The organism is Nocardioides antri, from assembly GCF_008373765.1.
In the GTDB taxonomy this organism is placed as follows: Bacteria; Actinomycetota; Actinomycetes; order Propionibacteriales; family Nocardioidaceae; genus Nocardioides; species Nocardioides antri.
Genome location: NZ_VUJW01000001.1, coordinates 750,117 through 770,480, shown reverse-complemented (window position 1 = coordinate 770,480; position 20,364 = coordinate 750,117). Strand labels below are relative to the sequence as shown.

19 protein-coding genes are annotated in these 20,364 nt (G+C 72.0%); 7 read left to right on the top strand and 12 right to left on the bottom strand.

Going from position 1 to position 20,364, the window contains the following annotated elements:
- Positions 1-192: 192 nt before the first annotated feature.
- Together F0U47_RS03745 and F0U47_RS03740 are read right to left on the bottom strand one after the other, a co-directional pair.
- Entirely contained in the window at positions 193-1,407 is a 1,215-nt protein-coding gene (locus F0U47_RS03745) for an acyl-CoA dehydrogenase family protein (RefSeq protein ID WP_149748933.1), read from the bottom strand.
- Positions 1,407-2,771 (bottom strand): acyl-CoA dehydrogenase family protein, encoded by a 1,365-nt coding sequence (locus tag F0U47_RS03740; protein WP_149748932.1) that lies wholly within the window; start codon positions 2,769-2,771, stop codon positions 1,407-1,409. The genes F0U47_RS03745 and F0U47_RS03740 overlap by 1 nt, the downstream gene beginning before the upstream one ends.
- A 106-nt stretch (positions 2,772-2,877) precedes the next feature.
- Between F0U47_RS03740 and def the strand changes: the two genes are divergently transcribed.
- A complete protein-coding gene (gene def, locus F0U47_RS03735; RefSeq protein ID WP_149748931.1) occupies positions 2,878-3,483 on the top strand; it encodes a peptide deformylase in 606 nt (201 codons plus the stop codon).
- Positions 3,484-3,492: 9 nt separating this feature from the next.
- Here the strand turns inward: def and F0U47_RS03730 are convergent, their stop codons facing one another.
- Both F0U47_RS03730 and F0U47_RS03725 read right to left on the bottom strand, forming a co-directional pair.
- On the bottom strand, positions 3,493-5,028 hold the full coding sequence (locus tag F0U47_RS03730) for a sensor histidine kinase (RefSeq protein WP_149748930.1): 1,536 nt from the start codon (positions 5,026-5,028) through the stop codon (positions 3,493-3,495).
- Positions 5,025-6,569 (bottom strand): sensor histidine kinase, encoded by a 1,545-nt coding sequence (locus F0U47_RS03725; RefSeq protein WP_149748929.1) that lies wholly within the window; start codon positions 6,567-6,569, stop codon positions 5,025-5,027. The genes F0U47_RS03730 and F0U47_RS03725 overlap by 4 nt, the downstream gene beginning before the upstream one ends.
- An 89-nt stretch (positions 6,570-6,658) precedes the next feature.
- Between F0U47_RS03725 and F0U47_RS03720 the strand changes: the two genes are divergently transcribed.
- Positions 6,659-7,678, top strand: coding sequence for a response regulator (locus tag F0U47_RS03720; protein WP_149748928.1), 1,020 nt, complete (start codon positions 6,659-6,661; stop codon positions 7,676-7,678).
- 27 nt (positions 7,679-7,705) lie between these two features.
- On the opposite strand, the gene F0U47_RS03715 is transcribed toward F0U47_RS03720, so the two are convergent.
- Positions 7,706-8,509 carry a TrmH family RNA methyltransferase gene (locus F0U47_RS03715; protein WP_149748927.1) on the bottom strand — a complete coding sequence of 268 codons (804 nt, stop codon included), beginning with the start codon at positions 8,507-8,509 and terminating at the stop codon, positions 7,706-7,708.
- Positions 8,502-9,734, bottom strand: coding sequence for a uroporphyrinogen-III C-methyltransferase (gene cobA / locus F0U47_RS03710; RefSeq protein ID WP_149748926.1), 1,233 nt, complete (start codon positions 9,732-9,734; stop codon positions 8,502-8,504). The genes F0U47_RS03715 and cobA overlap by 8 nt, the downstream gene beginning before the upstream one ends.
- Before the next feature lie 107 nt (positions 9,735-9,841).
- On the opposite strand from cobA, the gene F0U47_RS03705 reads away from it, so the two are divergent.
- Together F0U47_RS03705 and F0U47_RS03700 are read left to right on the top strand one after the other, a co-directional pair.
- On the top strand, positions 9,842-10,369 hold the full coding sequence (locus F0U47_RS03705) for a YbhB/YbcL family Raf kinase inhibitor-like protein (protein WP_149748925.1): 528 nt from the start codon (positions 9,842-9,844) through the stop codon (positions 10,367-10,369).
- An 85-nt stretch (positions 10,370-10,454) separates the two neighbouring features.
- Positions 10,455-12,452, top strand: a complete 1,998-nt coding sequence (locus F0U47_RS03700) for an elongation factor G (protein WP_149748924.1) — start codon at positions 10,455-10,457, stop codon at positions 12,450-12,452.
- A 6-nt stretch (positions 12,453-12,458) separates the two neighbouring features.
- Here F0U47_RS03700 and F0U47_RS03695 read toward each other — a convergent pair whose 3' ends face one another.
- The 3 genes from F0U47_RS03695 to F0U47_RS03685 all read right to left on the bottom strand — a co-directional run bounded on the left by F0U47_RS03695 (position 12,459) and on the right by F0U47_RS03685 (position 15,083).
- The gene (locus tag F0U47_RS03695; RefSeq protein WP_149748923.1) at positions 12,459-13,142 is read right to left on the bottom strand and encodes an FMN reductase; all 684 of its coding nucleotides are present in this window, start codon (positions 13,140-13,142) and stop codon (positions 12,459-12,461) included.
- Positions 13,139-14,269 carry an LLM class flavin-dependent oxidoreductase gene (locus F0U47_RS03690; protein WP_149748922.1) on the bottom strand — a complete coding sequence of 377 codons (1,131 nt, stop codon included), beginning with the start codon at positions 14,267-14,269 and terminating at the stop codon, positions 13,139-13,141. The genes F0U47_RS03695 and F0U47_RS03690 overlap by 4 nt, the downstream gene beginning before the upstream one ends.
- A 91-nt stretch (positions 14,270-14,360) precedes the next feature.
- The gene (locus tag F0U47_RS03685; RefSeq protein WP_149748921.1) at positions 14,361-15,083 is read right to left on the bottom strand and encodes a PP2C family protein-serine/threonine phosphatase; all 723 of its coding nucleotides are present in this window, start codon (positions 15,081-15,083) and stop codon (positions 14,361-14,363) included.
- 63 nt (positions 15,084-15,146) lie between these two features.
- Here F0U47_RS03685 and F0U47_RS03680 point away from each other — a divergent pair, with 63 nt between their 5' ends.
- On the top strand, positions 15,147-16,565 hold the full coding sequence (locus F0U47_RS03680; protein WP_149748920.1) for a metallophosphoesterase: 1,419 nt from the start codon (positions 15,147-15,149) through the stop codon (positions 16,563-16,565).
- Here the strand turns inward: F0U47_RS03680 and F0U47_RS03675 are convergent.
- The gene (locus F0U47_RS03675; RefSeq protein ID WP_223162628.1) at positions 16,550-17,323 is read right to left on the bottom strand and encodes a class I SAM-dependent methyltransferase; all 774 of its coding nucleotides are present in this window, start codon (positions 17,321-17,323) and stop codon (positions 16,550-16,552) included. The genes F0U47_RS03680 and F0U47_RS03675 overlap by 16 nt on opposite strands.
- Before the next feature lie 74 nt (positions 17,324-17,397).
- Here F0U47_RS03675 and F0U47_RS03670 point away from each other — a divergent pair, with 74 nt between their 5' ends.
- On the top strand, positions 17,398-18,381 hold the full coding sequence (locus F0U47_RS03670) for an alpha/beta hydrolase (RefSeq protein WP_149748919.1): 984 nt from the start codon (positions 17,398-17,400) through the stop codon (positions 18,379-18,381).
- A gap of 10 nt (positions 18,382-18,391) precedes the next feature.
- Positions 18,392-18,769 (top strand): DUF4267 domain-containing protein, encoded by a 378-nt coding sequence (locus F0U47_RS03665; protein ID WP_149748918.1) that lies wholly within the window; start codon positions 18,392-18,394, stop codon positions 18,767-18,769.
- Positions 18,770-18,780: 11 nt separating this feature from the next.
- Here the strand turns inward: F0U47_RS03665 and F0U47_RS03660 are convergent, their stop codons facing one another.
- Together F0U47_RS03660 and F0U47_RS03655 are read right to left on the bottom strand one after the other, a co-directional pair.
- Positions 18,781-19,566, bottom strand: a complete 786-nt coding sequence (locus F0U47_RS03660; protein ID WP_149748917.1) for a sulfite exporter TauE/SafE family protein — start codon at positions 19,564-19,566, stop codon at positions 18,781-18,783.
- Entirely contained in the window at positions 19,563-20,357 is a 795-nt protein-coding gene (locus tag F0U47_RS03655) for an ABC transporter ATP-binding protein (RefSeq protein ID WP_149748916.1), read from the bottom strand. Before F0U47_RS03655 ends, F0U47_RS03660 begins: the two co-directional genes overlap by 4 nt.
- Positions 20,358-20,364 lie beyond the last annotated feature (7 nt).

The window sequence follows — 20,364 nt, the reverse complement described above, 5'->3', positions numbered from 1 at the left end:
GCTGCTGGCGACTTCCGGCCTGGGGTGGCCCAGACTTGGCCGAGAAAACTGTCGCTTGGCCGATGAAACTTCGTACTCCCAGCGACAGTTTCACCGGCCGGCCGGTGAAACTGTCGCGGCCGCCGCCCCGAAATGACGACAGCCCGGCCCCTGGCGAACCAGGACCGGGCCGTCGTACGGACTGCTAGGACCTCACTTGAGCTCGGCGCTCGAGAGCCCGAGGACCCGGCGCGCCACGATCAGCTGCTGGATCTGCTGGGTGCCCTCGAAGATGTCGAGGATCTTCGAGTCGCGCGCCCACTTCTCGAGAAGCTCCGCCTCGCTGTAGCCGACCGATGAGCACAGCTCGACGCAGCTCAGCGTGACGTCGGAGCCGACCCGGCCCGCCTTCGCCTTGGCCATCGAGGCCTCCAGCGAGTTCGGCTTGCGGTTGTCGGCCATCCATGCCGCCTGGAGGGTGAGCAGGCGTGCGCCCTCCCAGTCCGCCTCGAGCTGGAGGAACCGCGCGGCGGCCGCCGACTGCAGGTTGGCCGGCTTGTCGTAGTCGATCTCGACGCCGGCGTCCTTGAGCAGGTCGCGGGTGAGGTCGAGCGACGCCTGGGCGCAGCCGATGGCCATCGCCGCCACCAGCGGGCGGGTGTTGTCGAAGGTCGCCATCGCGCCGGCGAAGCCCTGCTCGACGTTGACCTCCGGGGAACCCATGAGGTTCTCCTTGGGCACCCGGCAGTCGGTGAAGGTGATCACCGCGGTGTCGGAGGCCCGGATGCCGAGCTTCTCCTCCAGCCGCTCGACCTTCATGCCGGGCGTGCCCTTCTCGACCACGAACGACTTGATGGCGGCACGGCCGAGCGACTTGTCGAGCGTGGCCCACACGACGACGCAGTCGGACCGCTCACCGGAGGTGACGAAGATCTTCTCGCCGTTGATGACGTACTCGTCGCCGTCGAGCACCGCAGTGGTCGACACGGCGGCGGAGTCCGAGCCGAACGACGGCTCGGTGATCGCCATGGACGCCCACTTGCCCTTGAACCGGGCGAGCTGCTCGTCGTTGGCGACCGACGCGATCGCGGAGTTGCCAAGGCCCTGGCGCGGGAACGACAGCATCAGGCCGACGTCGCCCCAGCACATCTCGGCGATCGAGGTCACGGAGGCCATGTTGGCGCCGTTCTTGACGGTCTTGTCGTCCGCGATGCCCTCGCGCCGGACACCGGCAGCGCCGGCACCCTCGCTCGCACCGGACTCCTCCAGGCCGTCGATCATCGCGGCGAGGAGGTCGAGCTCCTTGGGGTACTCGTGCTCGGCGATGTCGTACTTGCGGGAGATCGGTCGCAGCATGTTCATCGCGACCTGGTGGGCCTGGTCGATCAGCGCCCGGTGCTTCTTGGGAATCTCGAGGTTGATGGCCATCAGACCAGCACCGTTCCTTCCATGATCCCGATGGCACGCAGGTCGCGGTACCACCGCTCGACCGGGTGCTCCTTGACGTATCCGTGGCCACCGAGCAGCTGCACGCCGTCGAGGCCGATCTGCATGCCCTTGTCGGCACACAGCTTCCTGGCGAGCGCCACCTGCTTGCTGAAGTTCTTGCCGGCCGCGGCCCGCGCCGCGGCGCGGTAGGTGACGAGACGCATGGCCTGCAGCTCGATCGCGATGTTGGCGACCATGAACGCCACCGACTGGCGGTGGGCGATCGGCTCGCCGAACGCCTCGCGCTCCTTGACGTAGGGCGTGACGTAGTCGAGCACGGCCTGGGCGGTGCCGACCGCGAGGGCGCACCAGGCGAGGCGCGAGAGGCGCACGCAGTCGGCGTACGTCGACCCGTCGGTCTCGCCGAGGACGGACTCGGCCGGGACCTTGACGTCCTTGAGGTGCAGCTTGGTCATCGACGCCGCGCGGACGCCCATCGCCGGGTCGCCCTCGATGCTGAGGCCCTCGGTCGAGGACTCCACGAGGAACAGGACCGGCTTGCCGTCGAGCTCGGCGCCGACGACGAAGAGCTCGGCCTGGTCACCCCGGGCGACGAGGCTCTTGGTGCCGTTCAGGACGTACCCGCCGTCGGCCTTCTTCGCCGTCGTGGCGGGGGCGAAGACGTCGAAGAGCACGGTGGGCTCGTTGAGCGCCAGCGCGGCCGCCGGGACCTCGTCGCCGGTGAAGGCCGGCAGGTAGGTCTGCTGCTGCTCGTCGGTGCCCCACAGGCCGATCGCGGTCGCGACCGAGCCGGGCGCGAGGGTGGCGACCGCGAGTCCCATGTCGCCCTTCGCGAGCGCCTCGGCGACCAGGGTCCCGGCCATCGCGGAGCGCTCCTCGGACACGCCGCCGAGGGACTCCGGCACGCCCAGGATCGGCAGTCCGATCTCGAGGCTGGCCTTGAGCAGCTCGTCGGGGGCGGCGCACTTGGTGTCGGCCTCCAGCGCAGCCGGGCGGACGACCTCCTCGGCGAACTCCGACACCACGTCGACGAGCATCTGCTCGTCCTCGGTGGGCGTCAGGTCGAAGGGGCCGGTGCCGGCGGTCGCGGCGGGGCGGGTGCCGGGGGCACCCTTCTTGCCGGACCGGGCGAACGTCCGGCTCGCGTTGGTGATGGTCTTGAAGCCGGTGCGGGTCACGTTGAAGACGACCTGCTCGGTCTGCTTGCGGAGGCCCATCTTGTCGATGAGGTCACTCTGGGCGAGCCGGTTCAGTCCCGCGACGAGGAAGCCGATCGGATCGCGGCTCTCGGTGTTCGGGACCCCGTGCTTGCCACCTGGCTTGAGGTTGCTGATCAGGGACATGCGGGCAAATGTAACTGTGAGTTACACAATGCGCTACACCATGCCTCGCAAAAGTGGGCGTGCCCCGCGTCACACGCGGATCGCGCCCGTCCTAGGATCGCTGGCCATGGTGGACCCGCGGCCCGAGCAGCCCGTGCACGCGCCGTACGGACCGCTCCCCCGCGGTGGCACCGTGCGACCGATCACCCGCTGGGGCACGCCGGTCATGCACCGGCCCCAGCAGCGGGTGACGACGGACCAGTTCGGCGGCGAGGACCTGCGTGCGCTCGCCGCCGACATGGTCGCCACGATGTACGCCGCGGACGGGGTCGGGCTGGCGGCCTGCCAGGTCGGGGTCGACCTGGCGATGTTCGTGTTCGACTGTCCCGACGAGGCCGGCGAGCGCTGGGTCGGCGTCGTCTGCAACCCGACGGTGACCCTCCCTGAGGGCAAGGACCGCACCCTCGACGACGGCGACGAGGGCTGCCTGTCCTTCCCGGGCGCGTTCTGCTCGTGCGCCCGGCCGGACTTCGCCACCGTCGACGGCTTCGGCCTCGACGGCTCCCCGGTCCGGTTCGAGGGCGACGGCCTCCTGGCCCGTTGCCTGCAGCACGAGACCGACCACACCTACGGGACGGTCTTCGGCGACCGCATCTCGGCCCGCGCGCGCAAGAAGCTGACCAAGCAGCACGAGGCCCTCTCCGGCGACTACCCGCCGGACTGGCCCACCTGAGCGAGGCGCTCAGGCGGGGACCCAGCCGCGCACCGTGGTGCCGCTCCCCGGTGCGGACCCGACCATGAGGTCGCCGCCGACGGCCCGGACCCGGTCGCGCATGTTCTCGAGCCCGAGGCCCACGTCGGCGGCCTCGAACCCCTGCCCGTTGTCGCTGACCACGAAGGTGAGCCGGCCGTTGTCCCGGGCGAGGTCGATCGTCACGCACGCGTCCGGTCCGGCGTGCTTCGCGGCGTTCTGGACGGCCTCGTTGCAGGTGAAGTAGACCGACGACTCGTGGACCGGGTCGAGCCGGCCGACGCCGTCGCTGCGCACCGACACCGGTACCGCGGCGCGCTGCCCTGCCGCCTCCAGCGCGGCCTCGAGCCCGCCGGAGGTCAGCTCGGCGGGATAGACCCCGCGGGCGAGCCGGTGGATCTCGAGCATCGCGTCGGCCGTCGTCACCCGGACCCGCTCGCACAGCCGGTGGAGGGCGGGGACGTCCGGGAGCTCGCTCGCGACCTCGGTCACGTCCTGCCGGACCTGGCGCAGCCGGGCGAGGACGCGCAGCCGGAGGTCCCGCTCCATCCGGCGGCGCTCGGCGTCGGCGACCGACGCCAGCCGGGCCCGCGAGGCGCGCAGCTCCGCCTCCTCGTGCTCGAGGCGTTCCGCCATCCGGTTCAGGCTGGCGGCCGCCTCGTCGAGCTCGTCGCCGGCACGGACGGCGACCCGGACCCGGTAGTCGCGCTCCCCGATCCGGACCAGCGCCGCCTTGAGCTCCGAGAGCCGCATGAAGATGGAGTGCGAGACGAGAACGGTGATCGCGCCACCGAACGTCACCGACGCACCGATCGTCGCGAGCACCGTGATCACGAGGACGTGCTCGCGGTCCTCGGAGCCGGCGACGAGACTGCCGACCGCTGCTCCCGTGTAGGCCATGGCGGACGCCGACGCGAGGGCGCTCCGCCGGGTGAGGGTCAGCCAGCTGGTGCCCCCGTCGAAGTCCGGCGGGAGGAGCGGCTGGACCTCCCGCAGGAGCGGTCGGAACGCGATCTCCCACGCGAGCACGAAGAACGCGCCGGCGGCTGCCGTGATCAGGCAGGCGACCAGCCAGCCGCCGAGGTAGTCGAGGCCGTCGAACCCGCGCGGCCGGCCGACCGCGACCAGCGTCGGGATGTTGCCGAACACGCAGAACGCGGCCGTGAACGTGACGCCGGCGACCGGCAGCCGTCGTACGGCGGCGAACCAGACGTCCGTCGGGTCCACCGGCTCTCCCCGCAGGAAGAGGACGATCGGCCGGAACGCCACCCGCAGCGTCCAGGGCACGACGAACAGGACGACGATCGCGGTCGCGCTCGCCATCGAGACCAGGAACGCGGGGGCGTCACCCCCGCCCGGCCCCCACAGCGGATGCTCGGTCCAGAACTGCGAGGGCCACGCCAGGAGCAGGATCCCGAAGGCACTGACGAGCAGCCAGAGCTCGACGTACCGCTGCCGGTGCCGTGCGTACGAGCGGGCGAACAGGGTGTCCAGCCATGGCATCCGCTCGTCCGTCGCGGCGTTCATCGGACCGGCACCCGTCCGACGTAGACGACGTCCGTCCCCCGGGGGCGGGTGACCAAGGTGCCGCCGACAGCGCCGAGCCGGTCCTGGAGGAACAGCGCCAGCTCGGCCTCGTGCTCGGCCGGCAGCGCCGGCCGCACGCACAGCTCCACCGTCCCCGTGCCATCGTGCTCGCCCAGCGCGATCTCGAGCGTGGCGTCTCCGGTCGCGGCGTGCCGGGCCCGCTGGAGGACCTCCCAGCAGCCGAAGTAGACGGCGGTCTCGACCGGATGGCTCCAGCGACTCTCGACGGCGATGTCGAGGCGGACCACGACGTCCGACTCACGTGCCGCTGCGCGCAGCGCCGACGGCAGCCCCTCGGCCTCGAGCGAGGCGGGATAGATCCCGTGCGCCAGGACGCGCATCTCGGCCACGACCGCGCTCAGCTCGGCGCGGATCTCGTGGACCCGGGCAGCGACGGACCCGTGCTGGGCGCAGGTGGACTCGAGCTGGCCGAGCTGCATGCTGAGGAGCGCCAGGTGCTGCTGGGCCCCGTCGTGGAGGTCGCGTTCGATGTGGCGACGGGTGGCATCCGCGACGGAGACCAGGCGGGAGCGCGACCCGCGCAGCTCCTCGGCGTGGTCCTCGAGCAGGCCGACCATGGTGTTGAACGCACCGCCCACGGAGTCGAACTCGTCCCCCGACGTCGGCAGCATCCGCATCGGCGCGCCGCCGCGCGCGGCGCTGTTGAGGGCGTCGGCGAGCTCGTCCACGCGCCGGGTGACGCTGGACGACACCAGGGCGAGGAGCACGCCGACGTACGTCGTCATCAGGCCGACCAGCACCAGGACCACCATCAGCGAGCGGTGCTCGCCGGCGAACCCCACGGACAGTCCTGCGGTCTCGCACCCGACCGTGAAGGTGATGGAGGTGTTGAGGAGGATCAGCCGCCGGCGACCGGTGACCAGCGACTGCTCGCGGAACCCGGCGGGGAGCGCCCGGGCGACCTCGCGGGTGATCGGCAGGAGCGCGAGCTCCCACACCATCAGGTAGAACGCGGCGACGCCGACGAGGATCAGCGCGTGGGCGGCGTACGCCCCGGGGTAGGTGAGGACGCCGAAGTCCTCCCGCTGCCCGACGAACGCCACCCCGCCGCCCACGACCACGACGCCCCACGCCAGCGAGGTGAGTGCTGCCGTCGCGGGTAGCCGGGTGACGCACTCCCGCCACACCGCGGCGGGGTCGACCTCCTGACCGCGGAGGTGGGCGAGCAGGGCCCGGTGCCGCGGCACGACCACCAGGCCGAGCACGAACGGGCCGGAAGCGGCGGCGATTGCCATGAACACGCCGATGTACTGCCACCCCTCGAAGCTCCCCGTCCACAGCGGGACCTGGGTCAGGTTCTGGAGCGGCACGGTCACCGTCACCACCAGGAGCCCGGTGGCGACGACCAGGCCGTGGAAGTACCACGGCCCCAGCCGCCGGTGCGCGACCCGGACGAGCCCCTCGAGGAGGCCGGTGCCCCCGCGGGACCCCCCGGCGTACGGCGCCGCGCTGGTCTGCATCGGACGCGATTCTCCTACCGCCGGCACCACCCCGACAATGCGGGAATCCACGGATCCGGGGCGCGGCTCCCGCGTGAGAGAGTCGTCCTGTGTCCGTGCTGATCGTCGACGACCACCCGGCCTTCCGCGAGTACCTCCGCAGCGTGCTCGAGGACGACGGGTTCGACGTCGTGGGCGACGTCCCCGACGCCGAGCAGGCGGTCGCCACCGCAGCCGCGGTCCACCCCGACCTCGTGCTGCTCGACATCCACCTCGGCGACGGCCCCGACGGCTTCGAGGTCGCCCGCCGCCTCGCGGACCTGCCGGCGCCGCCCGGCGTGATCATCACGTCGAGCCGCAGCCGCTCGGCCTACGACGACCGCATCGCGACGGCACCCGTGCTCGGGTTCGTCCCGAAGGACGAGCTCACGACGACGGCCATCCGCGAGCTGGCCAGGCTGCGCCGGACGATCCGGGTGGCGATCGCCGAGGACTCGGTCCTCTTCCGCGAGGGGATCGTCCGGGTTCTCGGCGACCTCGGCTTCATTGTCGTCGGGCAGGTGTCCGACGGGGACGAGCTCCTGGACCTGCTGGAGACGCAGCAGCCGGACGTCGTGATCGTGGACATCCGGATGCCCCCCAGCTTCACCAGCGAGGGCGTCAGCACGGCGAGTGCGATCGCGGAGCGGTTCCCGGACGTCGGCGTGATGGTGCTGTCCCACTACCTCACTCCCGACTTCGCCCTCCGGCTCCTGCAGGACCAGCCGTCGCACCGCGGCTACCTGCTCAAGGACCGGGTCGGTGACCTGCCGAGCTTCGCCGCAGCGCTGACCCGGGTGGCGAACGGCGGCCTGGCGGTCGACCCCCAGGTGGTGACCGTGCTGATGCACGGCGCGACCGATCCGTTGAGCTCGCTCACCGAACGCGAGCACGACGTGCTGCAGCTGATGGCGGCCGGGCTCTCGAACGACGGCATCGCCACCGAGCTCGTCGTCAGCCCCCGCACGGTCGAGGCGCACGTCGGCCGCATCCTCGACAAGCTCGGCATCGAGCGCTGCACCGGTCAGAACCCCCGGGTCGGGGCCGTCCTCCGGTTCCTCGACCAGTCGCGGGCCGCTCTGCCCGACTGAGCCCAGCCGTGGCGACCCGGCGGCTCGTCAGCGGCGCGCGGTGACGTAGCACGCGACTGCGGAGGCGGCGGCCACGTTGAGAGAGTCGATGCCTGCGGCCATCGGGATGATCGCGCGGCGGTCCGCGGACTGCTGCCAGCGCGTGGACAGACCGTGCCCCTCCGACCCGAGCACGAGGGCGACCTTGTCGAGCCCGGCCACGGCCTCCTCGATCGGGGTCGCGTCGTCGGCGAGCGTCAGGGCGACGGTCGTGAACCCGGAGGCCGACAGCGTGGGGAGCGCGTCGTGCCAGTCCGGCAGCCGTGTCCACGGCACGCTGAAGACCGCACCCATCGCCACCTTGATCGAGCGCCGGTAGAGCGGGTCCGCGCAGCGGGGCGCCAGGAGGACCGCGTCGAACCCGAGGGCCGCCCCGCTGCGGAAGACCGCGCCGACGTTGGTGTGGTCGACGATGTCCTCGAGCACGAGCACCGACCGGGCGCCCTCGAGCACCTCGGAGACCGGCGGGAGCGGGCGTCGTACCAGCGAGGCCAGGGCTCCCCGGTGCACGTGGAAGCCGGTGACCTCCTCGGCGAGCGCCTCCGGCACGACGTAGCACGGCGCGTCGGTCGTCGCGAGCACGTCCGCGAGCCCCTGGAGCCAGCGGGGCGCCATCAGGAACGAGCGGACCGGGAAGCCGCCCTCGACCGCACGCCGGACGACCTTCTCCCCCTCCGCGAGGAAGAGCCCCTGCTCGGCCTCGAGGTGCTTGCGCAACTGGACGTCGCGCAGGTCGCGGTAGTCGGCCAGACGCGGGTCGTCGGCCGACGCGATCTCGACCAGCTCAGCCATCGGAGGCGGGGTACGCGTCGGGGAACGCGACCCGGACCACCTCGCCGACCACGATGATCGCGGGCGGCTGCACCTTCTCGGCCGCGATCGACGCAGCCAGCGTCCCGAGGGTGGAGAGCACGGTCCGCTGGGTCGGCATGGTTCCGTCGCAGACCACGGCCACCGGCGTGCCCGGCTTGCGGCCGCCGGCGACCAGCGCGTCGGCGATGGCGGGCGCGTTCTCGACAGCCATCATCAGGACGATCGTGCCCCGCATCCGGGCCAGGGCGGCGTACTCGACGAGGGACTCGGGGTGTCCCGGCGGGAGGTGGCCGGACACGATCGTGAACTCGTGGGTGACGCCGCGGTGGGTCACGGGGATGCCGGCGATGGCGGGTACGGCGACGGGGCTGGTGAGGCCCGGGATCACGGTCACCGGGACCCCTGCCTCCCGGCAGGCGATGATCTCCTCGTAGCCGCGGCCGAACACGAAGTTGTCGCCGCCCTTGAACCGCACGACCCGCTTGCCGGCAAGGGCGCGCTCGACGATGACGCGGTTGATCTCGGCCTGCTGGGCGCTGCGACCGCGCGGCAGCTTCGCGACGTCGATGAGCTCGACGTCGGCCGGCAGCTCGCCGAGCACCTCGCGCGGTGCGAGCCGGTCGGCCACGACGACGTCCGCCTCCATCAGGGCCTTCCGGCCAGCGATCGACATCAGCTCCGGGTCGCCGGGGCCGCCGCCGACGAGGGTGACCCCCGGAGTCCGGTCGCGGTGGTGGCCCGCGGTGATGCTGCCCTCCCGGAGCGCCTCGAGGATCTCGTCCCGCACAGCGGCCGATCGGCGCGGCTCCCGGTTGCCGAGGACGGCGATGGTGACGCCGGCGTGGCGCCCGACGGCCGGGGTCCACGCGGTGCCGCGGGTGCCGTCGTCCGACCGCACGCAGAAGATCCGCTGCTGCTCCGCCAGCTCGCTGACCCGGTCGTTGACGTCCACGTCGTCGGTGACGGCGATGACGTACCAGCACCCCTCGAGGTCGGTGTCCTCGAACGCACGTCGGTGCCAGGTGATCTCGCCCGACCCGACCAGCCCCTCGATCGCCGGTGTGACCTCCGGAGAGACCACGTGCACCTCGGCCCCGACCGCGATCAGCTGCGGCACCCGGCGCTGGGCGACGTTGCCACCGCCGACGACCAGAACGCGCCGCCCGGCGAGGCGCAGACCCGAGGGGTAGGGCGGAAAGTCCATGGAGACATCATCGACGCGCGGCGATCGCCCCCTGTCACCGACCCACCAGCCGGACTAGATTCGCGGACGTCGATTGCACTGTGCTTCCCATCCACGAAGGAGCATCCATGTCCCTGGACCGACCGGTCACCCCCGACCCCTACGAGCTGCTGCCCGCCGTACCTTCCTTCGACGTCACGAGCGCCGACGTCACCGACGGCCAGCCGCTCAAGGACGACCAGGTCTACGACGGCGGCAACACCTCGCCACAGCTGTCCTGGGAGCCCGGGCCCGAGGGCACGCAGAGCTACGTCGTGACCTGCTTCGACCCGGACGCCCCCATCGTGAGCGGGTTCTGGCACTGGGTCGCGGTGGACATCCCGGCAGACGTCACCAGCCTCGACACCGGTGCCGGCGCGAGCGACGACAGCCTGCCGGACGGGGCGTTCCACGTGCGCAACGACTTCGGCGAGAACGCCTTCGGCGGCGCGGCGCCGCCGGAGGGCGACCAGGTGCACCGCTACTACTTCGTGGTGCACGCGGTGAAGGAGCCCGAGCTTGGTGTCGACGGCAGCGCCAGTCCTGCCGTCGTCGGGTTCAACCTGGCCTTCAAGACCCTCGCGCGCGGCATGGTCGTCGGCACCTACCAGCACTGAGCCGCCGACGTAGCACCCCGCCACCGGGTGAACCTGGTGGGCGGCGACCCTTGTGGTCGTCGTCACATCGGAGTTACGTAGGCCCATGGCCGACAAGACATCCAGGAAGGCCAGCGACCAGGACCTAGCGGCGCCGGGGCCCGACCGGATCCGCAACGTCGTCCTGGTCGGGCCCACCCAGTCAGGCAAGACCGCTCTGGTCGAGGCGCTCGCCGGGGTGTCCCTCGGCGAGGGCCGGTCCGTGTCCCTCGCCGTCGCACCTCTCGTGGTCGACGGCACGAAGGTGAACCTCGTCGACACCCCCGGCTACGCCGACTTCGTCGGTGAGGTGCGCGCCGGGCTCCGCGCGGCCGACTGTGCGCTCTTCGTCATCGCGGCCAACGAGGGCGTCGACGACGGTACCCGTGAGCTGTGGCGGGAGTGCTCGTCGGTCGGGATGCCGCGCGCCGTCGTGGTCACCAAGCTCGACCACCCGCGCGCGGACCACGACCAGGTCCTGCGCGCCGCGCAGGAGGCCTTCGGCGAGAAGGTGCTGCCGGTCTACGTCCCGCACGACGGCGGCGTGACCAGCCTGATCGGCTCCGACACCGACGACCCGCGGCGGGGCGAGCTGATCGAGGCGATCATCGAGGAGTCCGAGGACGAGACGCTCATGGATCGCTACCTGGGCGGTGAGCAGATCGACGAGAGGCTCCTGATCGACGACCTGGAGACCGCGATCGCCCGGGGCGGCTTCTTCCCCGTCATGCCGGTCTGCGCCCAGACGGGGGTGGGCCTTCCCGAGCTGCTCGACCTGTGCGTGCGGGCCTTCCCCTCGCCGCCGGAGCACGTGCCGCCGGACGTCTTCACGCCCGAGGGGCGCGCGGCGGACGCGGTCACCTGCGACCCGGCCGGCCCTCTCGTCGCCGAGGTGGTGAAGACGACCAGCGATCCCTACATCGGCCGGGTGAGCCTGGTCCGGGTGTTCTCCGGGACCCTCGACCCCGACGCGTCGGTCCACGTCTCCGGCCATTTCGCGAGCTTCGGCACCGAGGGTCACGAGGACCACGACGAGGACGAGCGGATCGGGGCGCTGGCGTTCCCGGCGGGCAACCAGCAGGTGCTCGCACCTCGGGTGGCGGCGGGCGACATCGCGATCGTCGGCCGGCTCTCCCGCGCCGAGACCGGCGACACGCTCTCCTCCCCCGACGCTCCGCGGGTGCTCCGCCCATGGTCGCTGCCGGACCCGCTGCTCCCGGTCGCGATCGAGGCAGCGACCCGCTCCGACGAGGACAAGCTGTCCGCCGCGCTGACCCGGCTCGCGGCCGAGGACCCCAGCCTGCGGGTCCACCACGACCTCGAGACCGGCCAGCTCGTGATCTGGGTGATGGGCGAGGCACACGCCGAGGTCGCGCTCGAGCGGCTCCGCGAGCGCTACGGCGTCACCGTCGAGCAGACGGAGCTGGTGATCCCGCTGCGGGAGTGCTTCATGGGGCCGGCGAAGGGCCACGGCCGCCACGTCAAGCAGTCCGGCGGCCACGGCCAGTACGCCGTCTGCGACATCGAGGTCGAGCCGCTTCCCGAGGGGTCCGGCTTCGAGTTCGTCGACAAGGTGGTCGGCGGCTCGGTCCCCCGCCAGTTCATCCCCTCCGTCGAGAAGGGCGTCCGCGCCCAGATGCAGCGGGGCTGCCGGCTCGGCTACCCCGTCGTCGACATCCGGGTCACCCTCACCGACGGCAAGGCGCACAGCGTCGACTCCTCCGACATGGCGTTCCAGACCGCTGGCGCGCTCGCGCTGCGCGAGGCAGCCGAGCAGGCCGGCATCGCGCTGCTGGAGCCGTACGACGAGGTGTCGGTGCTGGTCTCCGACGAGCTGGTCGGCGGGGTGATGAGCGACCTCTCCGCCCGGCGGGGGCGGCTGCTCGGCACCGACCAGGTGGGCGACCGGGCTCTGGTGAAGGCGCACGTGCCGCAGCGGGAGCTCGTGCGCTACGCCATCGACATCCGCGCGTCGTCCCACGGCGCCGGCACGTTCAGCCGGACCTTCGCCCACTACGAGCCGATGCCCGAGGAGCTCGCCCGCAACGTGGCTCCGCGCCGCTGACCGCCGTCAGTACTGCGGCGGTCCCTCGCTGGCCTGCTTGAGCAGCTGGTCGAACGGCGTCGGGCTGGCCAGCTCGTCCCCGACCATTCTCCGCCCGGGAGCCGCCGGCGCCGGCGTACCACTGCCGGCAACGAGAGCAGCCAGCTCACCGGCCGCCCGCTCGACGCGCTTCTGGAGCGCGCCCTCCACGCTGGTCGCGGTCCCCGAGCCTGTCGAAGCGGTCGCGCCCCCGAAGTCGTCGGTCGCGGCGAAGACGCCGGTCGGGACGACCACGGCGTGCAGGTAGGAGAACAGCGGACGCAGGGCGTGGTCGAGCACCAGCGAGTGCCGGGCGGTGCCGGCGGTCGCGGCGAGGAGCACCGGCTTGCCGTCGAGCGTGCCTTCCTCGAGCACGTCGAAGAACGTCTTGAAGAGCCCGGAGTACGACGCCGCGAACACCGGCGTGACGACCACGAGCCCGTCGGCGCGGTGCACCTTCTCGATCACCGCGGCCAGCTCCGCGCTCGGGAACCCGGTCAGCAGGCGGTCGGCCAGCGCGTGCGCGAGCGGGCGCAGCTCGATCGTCTCGACGTCGACCTCCGAGCCCCTGGCCTCGACGGCCCGGCCGGCGGCGTCGCCGAGCAGGTCGGCGAGGAGCCGGGTGGACGACGGGACGCTCAGGCCGGCGGTGACGACGACGATCCGGGTCATCGGTCGGTCCTTCCCGTGACGGCGTCCGCCTCGGCGTACACCGTCGAGTCCTTCGCTCCCCCGGACGCGGCGACGAGCGAGGCGTGGGTCGGTGCGTCGGGGATGTGGTCGGGCCGGCCCTCCGCGAAGCCCCTGCGCAGGTCCGGGAGGATCTCGCCGAGCAGGTCGAGCTGCTCGAGCACCGTCTTGAGCGGCAGTCCCGCGTGGTCGACCAGGAACAGCTGGCGCTGGTAGTGGCCGACGTAGTCGCGGAACGACAGGGTGCGCTCGAGCACCTGCTGCGGTGAGCCGACGGTCAGCGGCGTGCCCTCGGTGAACTCCTCCAGCGACGGCCCGTGGCCGTAGACGGGGGCGTTGTCGAAGTACGGCCGGAACTCCTTGACCGCGTCCTGGCTGTTCTTGCGCATGAAGAACTGCCCGCCCAGGCCGACGATGGCGGTGTCCGCCGGACCGTGGCCGTAGTGCTCGAAGCGCTCCCGGTAGAGCCGGACCATCTGCTCGGTGTGGGACGGCGGCCAGAAGATGTGGTTGTGGAAGAACCCGTCGCCGTAGTAGGCCGCCTGCTCGGCGATCTCGGGGCTGCGGATCGAGCCGTGCCACACGAAGGGCGGCACGCCGTCGAGCGGCCGCGGCGTCGAGGTGAACCCGTGCAGCGGCGTCCGGAACCGGCCCTCCCAGTCGACGACGTCCTCGCGCCAGAGCCGGTGCAGCAGCGCGTAGTTCTCGATCGCCAGGTTGATGCCCTGCCGGATGTCCTTGCCGAACCAGGGGTAGACCGGACCGGTGTTGCCGCGCCCCGTCATCAGGTCCACGCGGCCGTCGGTGAGGTGCTGGAGCTTCGCGTAGTTCTCCGCGATCAGCACCGGGTCGGTGGTGGTGATCAGCGTGGTCGCCGTCGAGAGGATGATGTTCTCGGTCTGGGCGCCGATGTAGGCCAGCGTGGTCGTCGGAGCGGACGCGATGAACGGCGGGTTGTGGTGCTCCCCCGTCGCGAACACGTCGAGGCCGATCTCGTCGGCCTTCTTGGCGATCGCGACCGTCGCCTTGATGCGCTCGTGCTCGGTGGGCGTCCGCCCGGTCGTGGGATCGGTCGTCACGTCACCGACGGTGAAGATGCCGATCTGCATGGGTCCACTCTCCCCTTGGTGTCATCGTCCTCGGCTGTCACCAGTCTAGTTGACATGGCAACTATCAGTTACAACCTGGGGTCGGCGGGTGCTATTCCCGCGCCAGGACCAGGAGGGCGCGGTCGTCGTCGCCGCGGGTGACCTGCCCGAGGATCCGCGCAGGTACGGCGGCCAGGCCGTCCTCGGCGACCGCGTCTCGGGCCCTCTCGCGGAGCCACTCGATCCCGCTGTCGATGTCGGAGGCCGGCGACTCCACGACGCCGTCGGTGTAGAAGAGCAGGCCCTCCCCCGGCGCCAGCACGCCCTCACTGACGCTGAACTCGGGGTCGTCGACCACGCCGAGCGCCGTCCCGCGGGCCGTGTCGACCCGCCACTCGTCCGCTCCTGCGTCCCACCGCAGCACCGGCGGGTGCCCGGCGCTGCGGATCGCGTAGTGCCCGGTGTCGAGGTCGAGCACCACCTGGGCTGCCGTCGCGATGCTCTCGTCGGACGGCTGGCGGAGCAGGAAGGCGTTGGCGGCCTGCATCAGGCCTTCGCCCGGCAGACCGACCATGAGCCCGCGGAGCGCACCGGCGAACTGGACCGCGTGCGGCAGGGCGGTCTCGCCCTTGCCGCAGACGTCGACGAGGACCATCGTCAGGCTGGTGCCCCCGCCCGGCGCGCGCACGAGGTCGGCCACGAAGAAGTCACCGCCGTACGAGAACCCGTGCGCGGCCAGCATCGCCGACGTGCACCGCCACCCCGCGGGCAACGGGGGGACGCGGCACTGCTCCTGGAGCAGGTCGCGCAACCCGCTCAGGAATGCCTCGTCCACCCGGCCACCCTAGAGGCCGGCCAATGCTCCCCGAGGTGGTTCGACCGCACCTAGGCTGCAGGGATGGCAGGGAGTGGGGTGGATCGCAAGGAGATCCGTCGTGAGGAGTTCGTGCACCTGGTCGACCTCTCGCACGACCGGGTCCTGATCGCCTGGGGAGCCTTCTGGTTCCGCCGGCGCGAGGTGGACGCCGCCTGGGTCATCCTCGACGACTCCGAGCTCGAGGAGGCGGTGGGGCGCCGTACCTGCATCGGACACGGCGCGGAGCCGTTCGGCGAGACCCGGGTCGAGGTGCTCGACGCGAGCGGTGAGGTCGTCGGCGAGGCCCGGACGACGGCCCGGTGCTGGGCCTGGGTCGAAGGCCTCGAGCACGACACGGAGTACGCCTACCGCATCCTCGTCGACGGGGAGGAGTGGGCGGCCGGACAGCGGTGGGACTGGGTCCCGAGCGCGGCAGGCGGCTACGACCTCGAACCGGCGGGGAGCTACGACCTCCGGTTCCGCACCTTCCCGGCCCCCGACAGCGAGACACCCGCGGTGCGCTTCGTCGCCGTCGGCGACTACGGCGTCGGGATCCGGTCGGACAGCGAGTCCAGCCGGCGGCAGCGGCGCATCGCCGAGGTGCTCGACACCCTGGTCCGGCACCACGACGCCCGCTTCGTCGTCTCGCTCGGCGACAACATCTACCTGGGAGAGCAGGGCCAGGTGGACGACGAGAGTGGCGGCGAGGACGACGACTGGTACTCCAGCTTCTTCCAGCCCTACCGCTACGTCATCTCGCGGGTCCCGGTGTACCCCGCGATCGGCAACCACGACACGACCGACACCGAGGGCAGCGACGACCGGGCACAGATGGAGGACAACTTCCACGTCCACGAGCGCTTCCGTCACCAGCAGGACCGCGCGTCGGTGGGGCCAGGGCTCTTCTACCGCCTCAGCTACGGCCGCGACCTCGAGCTCATCTGCATCGACACGTCCCAGGACGAGGAGGACGCCGGCTATCACCGGTTCTTCCAGGTGCCCGACCACCTGACCTGGCTCGAGGAGGCGCTGTCCGTCGGTGACCCCACCTGGCGGATCCCGTTCTCGCACCACCCGATGTTCTGCGCCGGGCCGACGCACGAGAACGACCGGGAGATGCTGGAGACGCTGCTGCCGGTGTTCGAGCGCGGCGGGGTCCGCCTCGCCCTGGCAGGACACGAGCACAACTTCCAGGTGTCCGAGGTCGACGGTCGCACGTACGTCGTCTCCGGATCCGGCGGCAAGCTCCGCGAGGACCTGCCCGAGGGGTTCGAGGAGGCCCACACGACCGCGTGGGCCGCTCAGGCTCACCTGCTGCTCGTCGAGATCGACGGCGAGGAGGCGCGGCTGACGCCCGTGTCGGGGCTCCTGCCCGACGGCTCCCTGCACCTGATGACTGCGCTCAACCGCGACAACGAGGTCGTGCGCCCGCCCCTGGTCGTCCGTCACGAACGGGCGTGAAGGTCGGGATCCCCGCCGTCGCTCGACTCCGCCCCACGCAGCAGGTGCAGGACGGTCTGGTAGTGCTCGGTGACCTCGCCGCCCAGGTCGTCGGCCGCCTGCGCGGCCGCGTCCGCCTCGGCGGGCCTCCAGTCGCTGAAGGTGAGGAACAGCCGGTGCACCTGGTCGGTGGTGAGCACGACCGACCGGCGCCAGCGCTCGGAGCGGACCGGCTCGAACCACCCTCCCGAGGCCAGCTCCTCCATGGTGGGCCGCTCGGGCACCCGACGGTCCTCCCCGCCCCGCGCCTGACGCGCGGCGACGATCCGAGCCACCCGGTCCCGGAACGGGGTCTCGACGGCTTCGTCGCGGAAGACCGTGCGCCACACGGCGAGCCGGCCGCCCGGCCGCAGGGCTGCGTGGATCCGCGGCAGGCCCACGGTGAGGTCCACCCAGTGCAGGGAGGTGGCCGCCACGGCGGCGTCGAAGGCGCGCTCGGGCAGGTCTGTCTCCTCCAGGCGCGCGACCACCACCTGGACGCCCGGGACCGTGTCCTCGAGGACCGAGGCGAGCCGGACACCCGGCTCGACCGCGACGACATCACAACCCCGGCGGACCAGCTCCCGGGTGGCGAGGCCGGCGCCGGCGCCGATCTCCAGCACCCGAACTCCGGGGCCCACGACGCCCTCCGTCTCCAGCGCGTCGTAGAGCGCCTCGGGGTACGGCGGTCGGGCGCCGGCGTACTCCTCTCCCAGCTGCTCGAAGTGCGCCCAGGACACGATCCCCACTGTAGGTGCGGTCTCTCCTGCGACTACCTCCGGCAGCGTTCGCCTCGGTGGGGCAGAATCCGATCATGACCGACGAGACCCTGTCGGCCGACGCCGTCGCCGAGGCCGTGACCGACGTCCTCGGCCAGCCGTGGCGGGCCGAGACGATCGCGCTGCCGCCGGACGAGGAGGGCGAGGTCGTCGCCACGCTGGTCAGCCGGCGGGCCGCGGCGGCCACCGAGCGCGCGGTGCTCCACGTGCACGGGTTCGCGGACTACTTCTTCCAGTCCGAGTACGGCGAGTGGTGGCTCGGGCGCGACCACGACATGTACGCGCTGGATCTCCGGAAGTACGGCCGGTCCCTGCGCCCGCACCAGACGCCGACGTACGTGGCGGACCTGGAGGAGTACTTCGCCGAGCTCGACGAGGCCTGGCAGCGGATCACGGAGCGCGACGGCCACCAGCAGGTGCTGCTCTCCGGGCACTCGACCGGCGGCCTGGTCGTGGCCCTGTGGGCCGACGCCCGGAAGCCGGCCGAGCTCGCGGGCATCGTCCTCAACTCGCCGTGGCTCGACCTCCAGGGCAAGGCCTGGATGCGGTCGCTCCCCGCGGGGGTGGCCCTCGACCGGATCGGCCGGCTCCAGCCGATGCGGATCTTCCCGCGCGAGGTGACCGGCGTGTATGCACAGAGCCTCCACCGCGACCATGCGGGTGAGTGGGCCTTCGACCTCGCCTGGAAGCCCCTCGAGTCGTTCCCCGTCCGGTTCGGCTGGCTCCGCGCGATCCGCGCCGGGCACGCGCGCGTCCACCGCGGGCTCGACCTCCACTGCCCCGTCCTGGTGCTGTCCTCGGACCGCTCGACGTTCACGACCACCCTCGACGAGAGCGCACACACCACCGACATCGTCCTCGACGTCCGGCAGATCCGACGGTGGGCCAGCTCGCTCGGCAGCAACGTCACGTCGGTCGCCGTACCCGGCGCCGTGCACGACGTGGTCCTCTCGCGCCCGGAGGCGCGGGCCCGCGCCTATGCGGAGATCCAGCGGTGGTTGACGACGTACGTCCTCTAGGGTCCCCTTCATGGATCCTGTGACCGGCCTGTCCCTCGGCCGCATCGCCATCGGCGTCTCCTCGCTTGCCTCCCCGACGCTCACCGCTCGCCTGTTCGGCCTGTCCCCGGCCGCCAACCCGCAGCTGGGGTTCTTCGTGCGGCTGTTCGGCGTCCGCGAGATCGCTCTCGGTGGCCTCACCCTGCTGGCCCAGGGCAACGCCCGGCGCACGATGGTGCTCGCCGGCATGGCCGTCGACGGCGGCGACGCGGCGAGCGGCGTGATCGCCCTCGCCCGCAAGGAGGTCCCGGTGTTCACCGGCAGCTCGCTGATTGCCGTCGCGCTCGGCGCCGTCGGCGCCGGTGGCGCCGCCCTGGCTCTCGACCGGGACGGCGACGCGGCTCGGTAGCCGCGCGGCGGTCAGGTCACCAGCATCGCGACCACGGCTGCCAGGCCGACCACCACGATGAAGGCCCGCAGCACGTTGGGCGGCAGCTTCCGCCCGTACGACGAGCCGAGCAGTCCCCCGGCGAACGCTCCGACGCCGATCAGCAGCACGATCAGCCAGTCGACCTCGGCCTCCGACCAGCCGACCCACGACACCACCACGAACACGATCCCGGCGACCAGGTTGGCGGCGGCCACCAGGACGTTCTTGATCCCGTTGAGCCGCTGCAGTGGCTCCTGCACGCCGATGCCCAGCATCGCCATCAGGATCACGCCCTGCGCGGCGCCGAAGTAACCGCCGTAGATCGCGCCGCCGAACACCGCCGGCCACACCCAGCCCGCGTCGGAGCCGGTCTCGTCGCCGCGCTTCTCCGCCCGGCGGGCGACCGCCTCGGAGAGGCGGGGGCCGAGGATCACCAGCACGACGCCGAGCAGGATCAGCGCCGGAACGATCGCCTCGAAGGCGCCCGGCGGGAGGAGCATGAGCAGGGCCGCGCCGACGATCCCGCCGAGCACGGAGGCGACGAGCAGGCGCCCCACCCGCGCCCGCTGGCCGGTCAGCTCGCGGCGGTAGCCGTAGGCACCCGTGACGGAGCCCGGGACGACGCCGAGGCTGTTGGAGATGTTGGCGACGACCGGCGGCACGCCGAACGCGAGCAGGGTCGAGAACGTGATGATCGTCCCGGACCCGACAACCGAGTTGATCGCTCCGGCCCCGAGCCCCGCCAGCAGGATCGCGGCGATCTCGAGGGCGCTCATCCCCGGTGGAGGCGGCGACGCGCGGCGTAGCGCCCGTCGTGCTGCTCGAGCACCAGCGGCATCCCGAACGTCGCCGACAGCGCCTCCGGGGTGAGCGTGGTCTCGATCGGACCCTGAGCGACGACCCGGCCCTCGCGCAGCATGAGCACGTGGGTGAAGCCCGGCGGGATCTCCTCGACGTGGTGGGAGACCAGGACGGTCGCCGGTGACGACGGGTCGTAGGCGAGGACCGACAGCGTCGACACGAGGTCCTCCCGGCCGCCGAGGTCGAGGCCCGCGGCAGGCTCGTCGAGCAGCAGCAGCTCGGGGTCGGTCATGAGGGCGCGGGCGATCTGGACCCGCTTCCGCTCCCCCTCGCTGAGGGTGCCGAACGTCCGGTCGGCCAGCTTGTCGGCACGCACCTCGCGGAGCAGGGAGCTCGCGCGGTCGTGGTCGAGGTGGTCGTAGACCTCGCGCCAGCGCCCGACGACGGCGTACGACGCCGAGACGACCACGTCGCTGACCTTCTCGTCGCGCGGGATGCGCTCCGCGAGCGCCGCGCTGGTGAGCCCGATCCGCGGGCGCAGGTCGAACACGTCGACGGTGCCGATGAGCTCGCCGAGCACGCCGACGGCGCCCGAGGTGGGGTACATCTGCGCCGCGGCGACCTGGAGCAGGGTCGTCTTGCCGGCTCCGTTGGAGCCGAGCACCACCCAGCGCTCGCCGTCCTTGACCACCCACGTCACCCGATCCAGCAGGACCGCGTCGCCCCGTCGGATGGTGACCTCGGCGAGCTCAAGGACAGCGGACATGCGGATC